The following is a 15,056-nucleotide window of genomic DNA, read 5'->3' on the forward strand; positions in this document are numbered from 1 at the left end:
GTAAGGAAGGGAATGCCGATATGGCAAGGCGGTCAGGGTCGAGTAAGAAATGAACATGAAGGTCAATAAATGCAGGGCTTTTGTCAGCGTGCAACCATGTTCAACGCGGCCGTTGGCGCGATGACTCAGTAATAAATGGTAAATACCACGAAGTAACCGTAATCGTTCGACGCGCTGTTTTCGACTTATTCTTTATTCGCGACTCATGCATGCATGACGCGTCGCTCAACATCGACCCGTGCGCTGCCCATGTCCGAAACATCCATCATTCATGTACTGCTTGTCAGTGACGATGCCCCGCGAGGCAATTCGTTGCGCGCATTCTTGACGCGGCGCGAAGTCGAACTTTCCCTGATCTCGAATATTGATGTATTGAGCCGGACCATCGGCCATACGAATCCGACTGTCATCTTGCTCGACCTCACCATGCCCCTCGTCGATGTGCTCACCGCGCTCAAGATCCTGCGCGCGAACGTGGCGGCGTGCCCCATCATCATGCTCACGGCGAGCCATTCGGACATGGAGCGCGTGACGAGCCTGGGCCTCGGCGCTGACGACTACTTCGGAAAGCAAAGCATGCCTGATGAATTGCTCACGCGCATTCATGCCGTGTTGCGACGACACGATGGCAACGCGCTGCCGGGCGCGCTTGCACTTGCAACTCCGCCGTTTCATTTCGGCCCGTTCATGGTGGACTACAACACGCGCACGCTGTTACGCGATCACACGCCGATCAGGCTGACGAGCGGCGAATATGCCTTGCTGGCCGTGTTCACGCAGCATCCCATGCAGGCGCTGTCGCGTGTGCGGTTGATCGAGATGCTGCACGGGCCGCATTCTTCCGTCACGGAGCGCGGCATCGATGTCCCGGTTTGGCGGCTGCGGCGCTTGCTCGAAGAGAATCCGGCGGTGCCTCGGCGTATTCAGACATTGCGGAGCATCGGCTATATGTTCGTGCCGGATGGGGAATATTTCTTCTAGGGGGAATGCCCGAGATCGACCTTCGGTATGATGACGGGCTCATTCACTACTCGAAGAAACTTCGCCATGTCATCCACCACGCAATTCGATCAGGTCTCAGTCGTCAAGCGCGCCAATGTGTACTTCGACGGTAAGTGTGTGTCGCATACCGTGCTCTTCGCCGATGGTTCCAGGAAGACGCTCGGTGTCATTTTGCCGGGCACGCTCAACTTCGGAACCGATTCGCCGGAATTGATGGAAGTGCAGGCGGGACAGTGCCGCATTCGCCTGGAAGGTCAGGAGGAGTGGAAGACGTATGGTGCGGGGGAATCGTTCTCGGTGCAGGGGAAGAGCCGGTTTGATATCGAGGTGATCGAGACGCTGGATTATGTTTGCAGTTATTTGTGAGGCAAGACGCGGTGGGTGGAAGCCCGCCGCATTTTGAACGTGATTTTGCAGTATCGATGTGGCATTTATGAATTCGGCTTTATCCTTTCGTCCTCCCTTTCCCCTTCCACCTGCTCGTCCGCTCGGGCCGCTTGCACTGATCATGGCGCTGCGCCGGAATGCCTTGCATATCTGGTCCAGACCGGACTTCGAAATTCCGGTGCAGATACGCAAGACCTTCGTGGACCGCCGCGCGCTCATCAACGACCCGGACGCAATACATCGCGTCTTCGTGGCGAACATGCGGAACTACCCGAAGAACGAGCTTCAGTTGCGGCTCTTGCGGCCTGCGCTCGGCGCAGGACTTATCACGGCGAGCACCGACGAATGGCGTCGTCAGCGGCATCTTCTCGCGCCGATGTTCGCGCCTGCCCGCGTCGCCGCCATGGCGGACGCCATGAACCACGTCGCGGAACGCTATGTGAGCGAACTCGAACAGCGCTTGCATGCCGACCCGGCACCGGTGCTGGACGTTGCCGAGGAAATGGGCGTTGTCACGTTTCAAATGCTCGAAGCCACGCTTTTCTCGGATGGCATCGCCTGCGCGCCGGGTGAATTTCAGCGCGTGATTGCACGCTACTTCGAGACGCTTGGCCGCCACGATCTCTTCGACCTTCTCGGTTTGCCCGATTACCTGCCGCGCATGAACCGAGTTCGCGGGCGTCAGGCAATCCGCTTCGCGTCCGATCTCGTCGATGAGATGATCGCCATCCGTCTTCGCCTGCTCGATGCAGGGAACGCCGTCCCCGACGATCTGCTGACGCGTCTTCTGACCGCGCGCGATCCCTCGGATCAGGGTTTGAGCCGTCAGGACGTGCACGACAACCTGATCACGTTCATCGGCGCGGGACACGACACCTCCGCCAATGCGCTGACATGGACGCTCTATCTTCTTTCGCAATCGCCGTCATGGCGCGCGCGCGTGGAAGAGGAAATAGATCGCATGCCGAATGATTCGTCCGGCGCAGACGTGCCGCCCGTCACGCGCGCGGTAATCGAAGAGGCCATGCGGCTCTATCCGCCGATCTCGCTGATGAGCCGCATTGCCCTGAACGACGACGTGCTCGGCGGCATGCCCATTGCCGCCGGCACGGTCGTCTCCGTGGCGCCGTATGTCCTGCATCGGCATCGCACGTTATGGGAAGAGCCCGATCTTTTCGATCCCGCGCGTTTTCTCGCCCCGCGTCGCGAGGCAATTCCGCGTTTTGCCTATATACCGTTCGGCGCGGGCGGACGGGTCTGCATCGGCATGAGCTTTGCCATGACCGAGATGTCGATCGTCCTGACCTGGCTGCTGCGGCACTTTCGCTTCGATCTCGTCGAGGGACACCGCGTCGTCCCGCACGTGCGGATCACCACGCGGCCGCAATACGGAATGAAAATGCGCGTGTCGCGGCGTTAGAGCATTCGGTCTTCGTCGCCGTGCGTCGATGCCGCGAGCGCATACGTGCGCCGTCGAAGCGCCTGAGTGATCTGGCCGTTATCGCCCATGCGGCCGATCTCCTCGGGCGCAATGAGTTCGCCAATGACGACATCCACCGTGGAATTGGTTCTGCGCACCACTTCCCTGAAGATCAGCGCTAGCTTGAGCGAGCGGTGTATGTGGCTCGCGCACTGGAAAAGCCGGCTGTTCTGGCCACGAAAAAACACCGGCAACACACTCGCGCCGGTGCGGCGGGCCAGTTGCGCGGAGAAGGTCTTCCATTCGGAGTCGATGGCGATACCGCGGCCCCATCGGTCGGCGGACGTCGAAATCAGACCGGCCGGAAACACGACAAGCGCGCCGCCCTGCTGCACATGGTCGAACGCGCTACGCCTTGCCGCGAGATTCCTGCTCATGGCCTCAGGCCGGTCCGAAAGATCGACGGGGATGATATAAGGCGCCAGCTCGGGCACCGTTTCCAGCACCGCACTCATCATGATCCTGACGTCGCCGCGCACCTTTTCGAGCAGCCATGACAGCGTGAGGCCATCGAGCGCGCCATACGGGTGGTTCGCCACGACGACGAGCGGAACCTTCGCCGACACGCGCGCAAGCGCGCCTTGGTCGTATCGGACGTCGAGCTTCAGCAAACGAACGGCAGCGCTCCAGAAGGTCTCGCCGTGGACCGGGCGATGTCGATTGGTCAGGTAAAGGATCTCGAGCTTCGCGCGCGAGGCGACACGTTCGACGAGCTTGACGACCCATCGCGAAACCGGATGCGTCACCTGGCTCGCGTAAGAAAATTTGATTTGAGGCATGAAGCATACTGACTGAATAAATGAACTATTTTTTGGGCGATCGCGGCTGGGTTGGAAAACGTCAGCCGCCCTGCGATCCACCGAACCCACCGCCATGCCCCGACGTGAATCCGCCACGCGAAACGACAGCACTCTCCCAGCGCGAAACCGAACTCGGCGAATGACTGTAGGCGCTCGATCCCGAACCCAACCAAGTACTGCGCATGGTCACAGACGACGTTTGCCCATGAACAGTAGCGGGCACGTGACCCGTCGTGCTCAAGCCGTTGTTGTGATAGATCGTGCCGCTGCGGGTGTAGTACGGTCCGTACCAACCGCTGTGACTCACGTGCGAATGATGCACAACGGAACCACCGCTCGATGTGCTCGTCGTTTCGCTCGCCGCGCCACTGTCCAAAGATGCCAACGCGTTCACGTCCGGGTCCACGTCCGCATCGTCATCGACCTGCTGGCAATCCGCCGGATTGTTCCAGTCATCCAGACACGCTTCCCGCGTCGCGTATTGAGCGCGTTCCACGTCGATCACCGGATCGGCGGGATCGGTACACAGCATGCCGACGACAATGGCCGTCAACGATGCAGCAGTGATACCAGTAATCACCAGCACCGGTTTGGTGTTGTTTCGTACTTCCAAGGCCGGCGATGTCGCGCTCGGCTTGCGAGACCCGACAAAACCACCACGATCCTGCGGATGTTGCTTGTTCTTGGCCATGATGCGTCAGGGCTTGCTGAAATAGTGAGGGACGAAGTTCGAGGTATTCGTGGCGATGGGTCCAGACTGCTCGCGCACGCACAGGCCGGCGGGCGCATCGTCCACGATTCACGCGCCGAGCGTGACGAAGCGATCGCCGAAGCGCGGCGTCGGCGCCCACGCCTGATAGACGTAACCTTCCTCGCCATACTCGCCGCCGTTCTCGAACCGTCCGTCGGGCGTCACGAGCGTGACGTTCGCGCCTTCCCGCGAAAGCAGCGGCTTTTTCGCGAATGGACGCCCGCGAAAATGCGCTTCATCGAACGAGGCTTCGAGCAGATTCGGGTGCCCAGGAAACAGCTCCCACAAGATCGGCAAAATGCCCTTGTTCGACAACACCGCCTTCCATGGCGGCTCCACCCAACGGCACTGGTCCATGAAAAGATCCGATGCATACGCGGAATTCGCCATCCATTCCCACGGATAGAGTTTGAAAATAAGTTCGATATGCTGATTTTCCATATCGATGAAACCACCGCGCCCGTCGCTGCCGATATCCTGCATGTCGATCAGCTTGACCGCCCAGCCCGCCTGCACGGCGGTGTCCATCAGATACTCCACGTTGCAGATATCTTCCTGGCTATCGAACATGCAGGCGAAGTGAAGCAGGCGCGCATCGGCATAATGTCTGCGAATCCAGCGCCAGCGTTCGATCAGTGACTCGTGCAGACTGTTGAACTGATCGTCGCCGGGACGCACGTCCTCTTTCCAGAACCACTGAGCAAGACTCGCCTCGATGATGGATGTCGGCGTGTCCGCGTTGTACTCGTACATCTTCGGCTGACCGTCCGCGCCGATGGTGAGATCGAAGCGGCCGTAAAGCGTGGGATCATCGCGCTCCCATGATGTGCGAATCCATTTCGCGAAGGGCGCTGAAATGCCGAGCCTGTGAAACAGATCATGCTCGATCACATGCTCGACTGCCGCGAGACAGCAGCGGTTCAGTTCGAGCGCGGCCGCATACATGCGCTCTATTTCCGCTTCCGAAAAGCGATAGGCGATGTCCTCGCGCCAATAGACGAAGGTATGTTGATCGACAGGCTGAGGAACGTCGTTTTCATCGAGCGAGTGAAAGTGAAAGCCGATCGATTCAAGGCGCTTTGGCCAGTCGAAGCGGGGTTGTTGCGGGATGCGTTCCATGGGTATCAGAGATTCGATGAGGGTTCGAGCTTGCGTTGAGGCAAAAGAAACTCGGAAAACGTTAGTTCGCGATGCTTATGAGAAGGACGCCAGTTCGTGTAGCAACGCTGCATGGGCTCCCAATACGGCAATACCGAATCGAGCAGCGCGACGTGATCGAGTTCATCCGATTCGACGATGCCTTCGTTAGGATGATCGAGCATCCATGCGATGCCACCGACGATGCTGGAGGCGACTTGCAAGCTGGTTGCGTTATTCAGCGGCGCGAGGCTGCGCGTTCGTTGAATCGACAAAGCCGAGCCGAGCCATAGCGAGGTTCCGTTACCGCTCATCAGAAACACGCCAAGTTCGTCTTCTCCATCGATCAGTTCGTGTTTGAGGACGCGGCTTTGTTCACACGCGAAGGCAGCATCTCTATTCAAACGATGCATCGACCCGATTGCAGCGTCCATCGGCCGATACGCGTAATAGACAGTTGGCCGATGCATCGGCGCATCAGGTGCGCCCAACGTGAGATAGTCCGCGATGGAGATCGATTCGTTATGCGTGAGCACACAGGCGGAGAATTCGCCGCGTAACAGCGTCCAGGACTTGACGATGGTTTCGTGCCCACGTGTGGCGAGCCGAATGGCCGCGCGACAGCCATGACAATGAACGTGCGCACCCGGTGGCATGACGTCTTCGTGATTGCCCCAGCCAAGCTCGGCTTCCTGCATGCACTCGGCGACGAAACCCTCCACCGACCATGTGTTCACAAATACATTCGGCAACGCGCGGGCGGGCTCACGCTGCGTATCGCACTCCGAGATTTGAATCACGCGAATATCCAGTGCGGCGGCCAGTTCCGCCCACGCTTCGCGTGTCGCTGGCGGCATCGATGCCTTGCGTTCCGGCAAGGACGTTTTCGCCATCTCCAGCAACGCCGCTTTGACGAGTATCGATACGAAGCCGGGATTCGCGCCGTGAGCAACGAGCGCTGTGCTCAGACCGGCACGCTCGCGTTTGAGGGCGAGCATGCGCTCGCGCAACGCATAGTTCGATGTTTCGGAATCCGTTTCAAATACGTATTCCCAAGGCTCGATGCCCGTGTCGAGATAGAGCGCACCTACATCCTGAGCAAGACGGATCAACGCAAACGAACTGACTGCGTGAGCGAGGTTGAGGAGGATATCGCCCGCTTGCAGCAGCGGACGCAGCACTGCACCGAAGTTTGCTTCGGTCACACGGCATTCGATCAACGCCACGCCGAACTGCGCCGCGATATTCAGCCGCGTTTGATCGCCACGTTGCTCGAGCACGGTGATCGGCCAGCCGGGAAACGTATTGCGAAGCAAGGGCGTGACGGCTTGCCCGATGTTCCCAAAGCCTACGATGACGAACTTGCGAATTTGATTCATGCAGCTTATCGACTTTTTTCTTCTCTCATGCGGCAACGCAAGCATACCAATCGACCTCTGAATTCAGTCGATCGAATTCTTCAAATTTCCTCAAATCCCGTGTGTTGAGTGGACAAGGTCGATGCCCGGTGCAATGCTCCATCCCCGGGGAATGATTCGAACAACCGACCAACACAGAGGCATCATGGAACAAGACCAACTTCCGCAAACCACACAGCCAGCGCCGGAGCAGAGTGCAGTGTCTGCACTCGATAAAGACACGCAGCTCTTTGTCGGAAAGAACGCCGATTACTATGCGCGCAAATGGGCGAAGCGTTCGGAGACAGGGCAACCGAAGATAAGCTGGAACGCAGCGGCGTTTTTGATCAGCCCTGTCTGGATGCTCTATAGAAAAATGTATTGGCAAACGGCTGCGTATTTCGTCGTCGCAGTCCTGCTTCAATTGCTTATGGATGCCGTGATCCCGGCCGGCGGCACAATCGTGGCCAATCTCTTTCCGTTCGTTCTCGGGATTTGCGGCAACGTGCTTTACCACGAGCATGTCCAAAGAAGGATCACGAAACTGCGAGCGCGCGGGCTGTCGCCGGATGCACTGGACGCCGTGCTTAGCGTCGAAGGCGGCACCAATCCCGTAGCGGCATGGATTCTCGCCATCGTCATCACCGTGGGGTTGGTGTCGATGATCCTCTACGTGACTCCATAATTATCGGCAACGGCCCTCAGCGCGTCTCGGCAACGCCTGCCATCACGCGCCTGAGCGCCGTCCATACCGATAGCGCGATCAACACACGCCACAACCACACACCCCACTCACCGACCGCGAAACCCATCCCCACCCAAAGCGCGACCGCGCCCAAAACCAGCGCACGGTCGCTCTTGCCGAACGGTCCGTCATAACGACGGCTCGCGCCTGCAAGCGGCCCGATCAACCCGGCGCATTCGACCACACACGCTACCCAAACGAATAGCCAAAGCTCGAACGAAGCCAGTCCGGGCACGACAAGAAACGGCAGCACGAGCGCGGCATCGGAAACGATATCGCCCAGTTCGTTGAGGTATGCGCCCAACGTACTTTTCTGTGCGTGCTCACGCGCCAGCATGCCGTCGATCGCGTTGAACGCCATGCGAATGAACAGCCACAACGGCACGAGCAGGAACACGCCACGTCGCGGATAGCCGAACGCGGCGAGCGCACCGACCATGATGGAGAGCACCGCCGCCGCAACCGTGACTTGATTCGCGGTGATGCCGCGTTTAGCGAGACCGTTAGTCAAAGGGCGCAGCAGATTTTGAAACCGAGGCTTGAGGGCGTAAAGGCTCATGGCGTGATCCAACAGGGACGCGTAGGCATCGGCATGATGCCCCGGCGGTTCTGAGTGGCCGCTACTATCGGTGCGCGTTCACCTCATGTCAACCATCAGGATGACGAAGCCTATCTCTTGAGCAGATTTGTTATCTCACTTCGATATTCGACACTTCTTGTCAACGCGTCTTGGCAATTCGCGGCAAGCGTGCCAGAAATGCATCACGCCCATTCAAAGGACTTTCTCTCATCCATGAAGCCCTACCACGCGTGGCAACGCGACGCCTTACTCATGCTCGTGCGACTCATCGCGGGCGCTTATCCTGTCTGGCACGCAACCAAGCCGGACATCGGGCAGAGACTTTATTTCTCCAATCACACGAGTCATATCGATACACTCGCGATCCTCGCCGCCCTGCCGCGCGATGTACGCAACACAGTGCGCCCGGTGGCCGCGCTGGATTACTGGAACGGCGGCGCAGTCCGGCGCTACATCGCAAACAAGTTGCTCAATGCGGTGCTGATCGACCGGAAACGCGAAACCGGCCGCGATCCGCTCGACCCCGTTCGCGATGCCTTGGCACAAGGCGCATCGATCATTATTTTTCCCGAAGGCACGCGCGGCGCAGATGCGTTGCCTCAACCGTTCAAGAGCGGAATATTCCATCTGGCAAGCGAGTTTCCGCACGTTGCGCTTGCGCCTGTCTATCTGGAAAACCTTCAACGGGTCATGCCCAAGGGCGCGATTCTGCCGATTCCGTTGATCTGCCGGGCGCACTTCGGCGCGAATGAAACCACTCGGCCGCACGAAGACAAAGCTACCTTCCTGCAACGCATGCGCGATGCATTGATCGCGCTCGCGCCCTCCTCATCTCAGACACTCGGATAGCCTGACCATGCCCGTCTTATTCTGGAAACTGATTGCGGCGGTGGCCGTGTTGCTGACCGTGGCCACCATCATCGGCGTGATGCTCGGTGCGCGTCCGAACGGTCGCAGCGAAGTCATCGTCAATCTGAACGAGCGTATCCGCGCGTGGTGGGGCATGGTCGCGCTCATGGCGGTCGCTATCGGCCTCGGCACGACGGCCACGTGCATTGCCTTCGCGCTGCTTTCGTTTCTCGCCTTGCGCGAATTCATCACGCTCACGCCGACCACGGCGAGCGATCACACTGCCCTCTTTCTTGCCTTCTTCGTGGCGGTTCCCGTTCAGTACGTTCTTCTTGCGATCGACTGGTACGGCATGTATTCGATCTTCGTACCGGTGCATTTGTTCTTCGCGATGTCGCTGGTTTCCGCGCTCACGCAGGACACGCGCGATTTCCTGAGCCGCAATGCGCGCATCAACTGGGCGTTGATGGTGTGCGTCTACGGATTGAGTCATGCAGCGGCGCTGCTTACGCTGGATATTCCCGCTTATCGCGGGCAAAACGCCTTGCTGCTGTTCTATTTCCTGCTGGTCGTGCAAATCAGCGATGTCTTGCAGTATGTCTTCGGCAAGTTGTTCGGACGCCGCAAGATCGCGCCTGCGCTGTCGCCTTCGAAGACCGTCGAGGGTTTCATCGGCGGCGGTGCGCTGGCGACGCTGTGCGGCGCGGCGCTTTATCGCGTGACGCCGTTCACGTTTCCCGGCGCGCTCGGGATGTCGCTTGCCATCGTGCTGGCGGGGTTCATCGGCGGATTGGTCCTGTCGGCCGTCAAGCGCTCGCTCGGCGCGAAGGACTGGGGATCGATGATCGCAGGTCACGGCGGCATGCTGGATCGCGTGGATTCCATCTGCTTCGCCGCGCCAGTGTTCTTTCATCTCGTGCGGTATCTCTACGTCTAGACCGGCGTTTCAATCGAAACACATGCAACGTAGTTGAAACACGCTTGAAACAATCGGGATGCCGAGGGAAAACCCGCACGGCGTCTCGCCGAGCCTTGTCGAACAAGGCTCTTTCGGCAGCGGGCAAAACTGGCCCAATGCTTGCAAAGTCATCCCGTAGTTGCGGCACGCATCACACAGCCGCATCGAAACTACGGAGACAAGCCCATGAGACAAGCCACCGCGCCCTGGGACGACGCCGCCGCGTCCAGCGCGCTTTCGGAAAGCGCGCTCTATGCGAAGGTCACGCGCCGCCTGCTGCCCATTCTTTTCATCTCGTATCTGGCCGCGTATCTCGACCGCGTGAACGTGGGCTTCGCGAAGCTGCAAATGCTCGCGGACCTGAACTACAGTCAGTCGATCTATGGTCTCGGCGCGGGCATCTTCTTCGTGGGTTATGTGATCTTCGAAGTGCCCAGCAATGTGATTCTTCATCGAGTGGGCGCGCGCATGTGGATTGCGCGCATCATGTTCAGTTGGGCGATTCTCTCCGCGCTCACGGCGTTCGTCAGGACGCCGACGCAGTTCTATATCCTGCGCTTTCTGCTCGGCGCGGCGGAAGCGGGCTTTATTCCGGGCATTCTGCTTTATCTGACCTACTGGTGGCCCGCCGCGCGACGCGGCCGCATCACCGCGCTCTTTCTCGCCGCCATTCCGATGGCGGGCATTCTCGGCGCGCCCGTCTCCGGCATGATCCTGCAATTGATGAGCGATGCCCACGGCCTGCGCGGCTGGCAATGGCTCTTCCTCATCGAAGCCATTCCTTCGCTGATTCTCTCCGTCGTCATCATTCTCTATCTGCCGAACAGCATCGAGAAAGCGAAGTGGCTCAACGATGGCGAAAAGGCCACGCTGCGCGCCAATATCGCGCGTGAAGATGCCACCAAATCTTCGCATGCATCGATCGGTTCGGCATTCAAAAGCCCGCAGGTGTGGCTGCTTTCCGTGATTTATTTCGGCGTCGCGCTCGGCATCTATGTGCTGAGCTTCTGGTTGCCCACGCTCATCAAGCAGGCAGGCGTCACGCAGCCACGCGATATCGGCCTCATGACCGCCGTGCCCTATCTCTTCGCGATGGTCGCCATGTACCTCGTTTCGCGCAGCGCGGACCGTCGCGGCGAGCGTCGCTGGCATACGGTCGTGCCGACGCTCGTGTGCGCCATCGGTCTCGCATTGAGCGCTTACGGTTCGCACAACCTCGTGCTCGCAATGACCGGCCTCACGCTCGCGACGATGGGCGCATCCGCCGCGCAGGCGGCGTTCTGGAGCCTCCCGGCCGCGTTCCTCGGCGGCGCGGCCGCGGCTGCGGGCATCGCGCTTGTGAATTCAATCGGTAATCTTGCGGGATTCCTAAGCACCTGGCTCGTGGGTCTGCTCGCGGACCTCACGCACAGCACCAACGGCAGCATGTATTTCTTCGCGCTGATTCTCGCCGCGGCCGCGTTCGCGGTGCTGCTCGTGCCTGCAAAGCTAGTGAATCGTTGAATCGATTTCGAAAACAAAGAAAGGATACACATGGACTTTAGCCTGAGCCCCGAACTGCGTGCGCTGCGCGAACGGTATCGCGAGTTTGTCGCCGAGGAAATCGTACCGCTCGAAAGCCTGCCGTCCAGTTACGACGCGCATGAAAATATCGCTGCGGATGCGCTGGCCCGTTTGCGTGACAAGGCAAAGCGCGCCGGCCTGTGGTCACCGCAAATGCCACGCGAACGCGGCGGCTTAGGTCTTTCCATGCACGAAATGGCCGCCTGCTACGAGGAAATGAACTGGTCGATCTTCGGACCCGTGGTCTTCAACTGCGCTGCGCCCGACGACGGCAACATGATGATCCTGCAAAAAGCCGCGACCGAAGAACAGAAGACGCGCTGGCTTCAGCCGATTGTCGATGGGCGCGTGCGCTCGTCCTTCGCGATGACCGAGCCCTCGCCCGGCTCCGGTTCCGACCCGACGATGATGAAAACATCCGCGCGTTTATCCAACGGCAAGTGGACCGTGAACGGAAAGAAGTGGTTCATCACCGGCGCGGAGGAAGCGCAGCATTTCATTCTCATGGCGCGCACATCGGATGATCCGCGCAAAGGGTTGACCGCGTTCCTGTTCGACCGCGATCAACCCGGCTGGCATATCGTGCGGCGCATCGGCATCATCGGGCCGGAGGAGCATGGCGGGCATTGCGAGATTGCGTTCGAAGGACTGAGCATCGACGATAACAACCGGCTTGGCGCGGTCGGCGATGGCCTCAAGATCACGCAGATGCGCCTCGGCCCGGCGCGTCTCACGCATTGCATGCGCTGGACCGGACTTGCCAAACGCAGTCTGGATATCGCGCTGCAATACGTGGAAAAGCGCGATTCCGGCGCGGGCAAGCTGATCGACCGCGAGAGCGTGCAGCAAATGCTGGGCGATGCCGCGTTGCAAATCGACATCGGCCGCACGCTGACCATGCGCGCCGCGTGGCTGCTCGATCAGGGCAGCTTCGCGCGCAAGGAAATCTCGATGGCGAAGATCGTCGTCGCGGATGCGCTGCAAAAGGCCGTCGATACGGCAATCCAACTGTGCGGCGCGTACGGTTACTCGACCGATACGCCGTTGGGCTGGATCTATCGTTATGCGCGTCAGGCAAGGCTTGTCGATGGCGCGTCCGAAGTCCATAAGATGGTGCTCGCGCAACGGCTCGTCGAAGAGCGGCGCGATTTCTGGTCGTGGGCATGAGCATCATGTCCACGGTCCTCGAAGCGCCTATCGATGCACCTGTCACGCGCGATGCGCTCGCACGCTGGCTCTGCAATGCAGCAGGCGCGAATGCACTCGCCATCACATCGATAAAACGGCTTTCAGGCGGGGCTATTCAGGAAAACTGGGCTTTGAGCGCGGACGTGACCGGCGGTCCGCATCACGGCAAACAGGACTGGGTGCTGCGCACGGATTCCGCATCGTCCATCGCGGTGAGCCGTTCCCGTGCGGAAGAATATGCCTTGCTGCAAGCGGTTTTCGCAGCGGGCGTGTGCGTGCCCGAGCCTTTATGGCTATGCGATGACCCGAGCCCAATCGGCCGCGTCTTCTTCATCATGCAACGCGTGGCGGGCAGCGCGGCGGGGCATCGCCTGACGCGTGATGCGGCGCTCGTGCCTGAACCCAACGCGCTCGCTCATGCGCTCGGCGCAAATCTCGCACGCGTGCATTCGATCGAGCCGGGACATACGGGTCTCGCGTTTCTAGGTGCGCCGCGCGAACATCCTGTGCGCGCGGATATCGAACGCTATCGCACGCATTTCGATGCATTGGGCCAGCGTTATCCCGTGCTCGAATGGGGCCTGCGCTGGTGCGAAGTGCATGCACCGGAACCGCTTGCGCCGGTGCTGTTACACCGCGATTTCCGCACCGGCAATTACATGGTCGATGGCGGCAAGCTCACCGGCATTCTCGATTGGGAATTCGCGGGATGGGGCGATCGTCGCGAGGATATCGGCTGGTTCACCGCGCGATGCTGGCGCTTCGCAAGGCCGGACCGCGAAGCGGGCGGCATCGCTTCGCTCGATGCGTTTCTCGCCGGTTATCGCGATCAAAGCGACATCACGTTCCGCGCGGAAGAACTGCGCTATTGGCAAGTGCTCGCGCATCTGCGCTGGGCGTTGATCGCGCTGCAACAGACCGCGCGGCATGCATCGAACGAGGAACGTTCGCTCGAACTCGCGTTGACGTCGCAACTCGTGCCCGAACTCGAACTGGAGATCGTGCGTCTTCTGGATGGAGGTTTCGATGATTGACGGTTTCATCGCCGCCGACTTGCTCGACGAATGTCATGCGGTGCTCACGCGTGAATTGATCGCGGCGCTGCCCGAGCACCAACGTTATGAAGCGCGAATGGTTGCGAGCGCGGTTGCGCGTGTGTCGCGGCAGATCAAGGTCTCGCGTCATGCGGCCGCATCCGAACTCGAAGCGCTGGCGCACTTGTCGGGCGATACCGCGCGCGCTAATACGAAGACCGTATCGCAGGATCGCGCGCTCGAAGACAGTCTTGCCAGCGCACGCGAACGTCTGTCCGATGACATTCGCGCGGGCCATCTCGATGCGCGTCTCGACAATCCCGGCGATCTGCTGCGGCTGCGCGAAATCGTGCATGCGAAGCTCGAAGTGACCAATCCGAAACGCATCACGGAGGGCGGTTGATATGCAGCTTTCGCTTGAAAAACGCGTGGCGTTGGTGACGGGCGCGAATGGCGGACTGGGCGCGCATTTCGCCATGACGCTCGCGAAAGCGGGCGCGGCGGTAGCGTTGTGCGCGCGTCGCACCGAGACGTTGAACGCATTGCGCGATGACATCGCTGGCATGGGCGGACGCGCGTGCGCCATTGCGCTCGATGTAACCGACCCGGCAAGCGTGCGCCGCGCATTCGACGATGCACAGGAAGCGCTCGGCGCAGTCGATGTGCTCGTGAACAATGCGGGCATCGCGTTGACGAAGCCTTTGCTCGATCAAACGCCCGATGACTGGAACAGCGTGCTGTCCGTCAATCTGAACGGCGCGTTCTTCATGGCGCAAGAAGCCGCGCGACGCATGAAGGACAACGGCCACGGCGGTTCGATCATCAATATCGCATCGATACTCGGCTTGCGCGTGGCGCAGCAGTTGCCGGGCTACACGGCATCGAAGGCGGCGCTTATTCAGCTTACCAAATCAATGGCGCTGGAACTTGCGCGTTACGGCATCCGCGTGAATGCGCTGGCGCCGGGCTATATCCGCACAGGCATCAACGACGCATTCTTCGCAAGCGATGCAGGCCAAACGCTCATCAAGCGCATTCCGCAACGGCGGCTGGGCGAGCCGGAAGATCTCGACGGTCCGCTGCTTTTGCTCGCATCCGATGCAGGCGCCTACATGACAGGCGCGGTGCTCGCGGTCGATGGCGGGCATCTCGTCAGCACGCTTTGAACGAAGCATCGAAAGAACA

15 protein-coding genes and 1 pseudogene are annotated in these 15,056 nt (G+C 59.9%); 11 read left to right on the forward strand and 5 right to left on the reverse strand.

Translation table 11 applies throughout. From position 1 onward, the window contains the following. Nucleotides 1–249 precede the first annotated feature (249 nt). From ACZCWR_RS33565 to ACZCWR_RS33575, 3 genes are all read left to right on the forward strand, one after another. Nucleotides 250–981 (forward strand): winged helix-turn-helix domain-containing protein, encoded by a 732-nt coding sequence (locus ACZCWR_RS33565; RefSeq protein ID WP_487306390.1) that lies wholly within the window; start codon nucleotides 250–252, stop codon nucleotides 979–981. A gap of 66 nt (nucleotides 982–1,047) precedes the next feature. Further along, nucleotides 1,048–1,368 carry a pyrimidine/purine nucleoside phosphorylase gene (gene ppnP, locus ACZCWR_RS33570; protein WP_487306391.1) on the forward strand — a complete coding sequence of 107 codons (321 nt, stop codon included), beginning with the start codon at nucleotides 1,048–1,050 and terminating at the stop codon, nucleotides 1,366–1,368. Nucleotides 1,369–1,510: 142 nt separating this feature from the next. Next, entirely contained in the window at nucleotides 1,511–2,809 is a 1,299-nt protein-coding gene (locus tag ACZCWR_RS33575; RefSeq protein WP_487306392.1) for a cytochrome P450, read from the forward strand. Here ACZCWR_RS33575 and ACZCWR_RS33580 read toward each other — a convergent pair. From ACZCWR_RS33580 to ACZCWR_RS33595, 4 genes and pseudogenes are all read right to left on the reverse strand, one after another. Beyond that, complete coding sequence (locus tag ACZCWR_RS33580) at nucleotides 2,806–3,648, reverse strand: lysophospholipid acyltransferase family protein (protein WP_487306393.1); 843 nt, start codon at nucleotides 3,646–3,648, stop codon at nucleotides 2,806–2,808. The two genes, ACZCWR_RS33575 and ACZCWR_RS33580, sit on opposite strands and share 4 nt — an antisense overlap. 61 nt (nucleotides 3,649–3,709) lie before the next feature. Continuing rightward, complete coding sequence (locus tag ACZCWR_RS33585) at nucleotides 3,710–4,360, reverse strand: hypothetical protein (RefSeq protein ID WP_487306394.1); 651 nt, start codon at nucleotides 4,358–4,360, stop codon at nucleotides 3,710–3,712. Between the two features lie 6 nt (nucleotides 4,361–4,366). Beyond that, nucleotides 4,367–5,539: pseudogene (locus ACZCWR_RS33590) on the reverse strand (glutathionylspermidine synthase family protein). 5 nt (nucleotides 5,540–5,544) lie between these two features. After that, on the reverse strand, nucleotides 5,545–6,936 hold the full coding sequence (locus ACZCWR_RS33595) for a saccharopine dehydrogenase NADP-binding domain-containing protein (protein WP_487306395.1): 1,392 nt from the start codon (nucleotides 6,934–6,936) through the stop codon (nucleotides 5,545–5,547). A 184-nt stretch (nucleotides 6,937–7,120) separates the two neighbouring features. Between ACZCWR_RS33595 and ACZCWR_RS33600 the strand changes: the two genes are divergently transcribed. Further along, nucleotides 7,121–7,639, forward strand: a complete 519-nt coding sequence (locus ACZCWR_RS33600) for a DUF2628 domain-containing protein (protein ID WP_487306396.1) — start codon at nucleotides 7,121–7,123, stop codon at nucleotides 7,637–7,639. A 16-nt stretch (nucleotides 7,640–7,655) separates the two neighbouring features. On the opposite strand, the gene ACZCWR_RS33605 is transcribed toward ACZCWR_RS33600, so the two are convergent. Then, on the reverse strand, nucleotides 7,656–8,258 hold the full coding sequence (locus ACZCWR_RS33605; RefSeq protein ID WP_487306397.1) for a CDP-alcohol phosphatidyltransferase family protein: 603 nt from the start codon (nucleotides 8,256–8,258) through the stop codon (nucleotides 7,656–7,658). A 234-nt stretch (nucleotides 8,259–8,492) separates the two neighbouring features. Here ACZCWR_RS33605 and ACZCWR_RS33610 point away from each other — a divergent pair, with 234 nt between their 5' ends. The 7 genes from ACZCWR_RS33610 (at nucleotide 8,493) to ACZCWR_RS33640 (ending at nucleotide 15,037) form a co-directional block, all read left to right on the forward strand. Then, nucleotides 8,493–9,128 carry a lysophospholipid acyltransferase family protein gene (locus ACZCWR_RS33610; protein ID WP_487306398.1) on the forward strand — a complete coding sequence of 212 codons (636 nt, stop codon included), beginning with the start codon at nucleotides 8,493–8,495 and terminating at the stop codon, nucleotides 9,126–9,128. Nucleotides 9,129–9,135: 7 nt separating this feature from the next. Beyond that, the gene (locus tag ACZCWR_RS33615) at nucleotides 9,136–10,065 is read left to right on the forward strand and encodes a phosphatidate cytidylyltransferase (protein ID WP_487306399.1); all 930 of its coding nucleotides are present in this window, start codon (nucleotides 9,136–9,138) and stop codon (nucleotides 10,063–10,065) included. A gap of 207 nt (nucleotides 10,066–10,272) precedes the next feature. Next, a complete protein-coding gene (locus tag ACZCWR_RS33620; RefSeq protein WP_487306400.1) occupies nucleotides 10,273–11,589 on the forward strand; it encodes an MFS transporter in 1,317 nt (438 codons plus the stop codon). 30 nt (nucleotides 11,590–11,619) lie between these two features. Beyond that, the gene (locus tag ACZCWR_RS33625; RefSeq protein ID WP_487306401.1) at nucleotides 11,620–12,816 is read left to right on the forward strand and encodes an acyl-CoA dehydrogenase family protein; all 1,197 of its coding nucleotides are present in this window, start codon (nucleotides 11,620–11,622) and stop codon (nucleotides 12,814–12,816) included. Continuing rightward, nucleotides 12,813–13,871, forward strand: a complete 1,059-nt coding sequence (locus ACZCWR_RS33630; RefSeq protein WP_487306402.1) for a phosphotransferase family protein — start codon at nucleotides 12,813–12,815, stop codon at nucleotides 13,869–13,871. The genes ACZCWR_RS33625 and ACZCWR_RS33630 overlap by 4 nt, the downstream gene beginning before the upstream one ends. Then, nucleotides 13,864–14,274, forward strand: coding sequence for a DUF6285 domain-containing protein (locus ACZCWR_RS33635; RefSeq protein ID WP_487306403.1), 411 nt, complete (start codon nucleotides 13,864–13,866; stop codon nucleotides 14,272–14,274). The genes ACZCWR_RS33630 and ACZCWR_RS33635 overlap by 8 nt, the downstream gene beginning before the upstream one ends. Before the next feature lies 1 nt (nucleotide 14,275). Next, nucleotides 14,276–15,037, forward strand: coding sequence for an SDR family NAD(P)-dependent oxidoreductase (locus ACZCWR_RS33640; RefSeq protein ID WP_487306404.1), 762 nt, complete (start codon nucleotides 14,276–14,278; stop codon nucleotides 15,035–15,037). Nucleotides 15,038–15,056 lie beyond the last annotated feature (19 nt).

Source organism: Caballeronia sp. A2-2 (assembly GCF_057612605.2).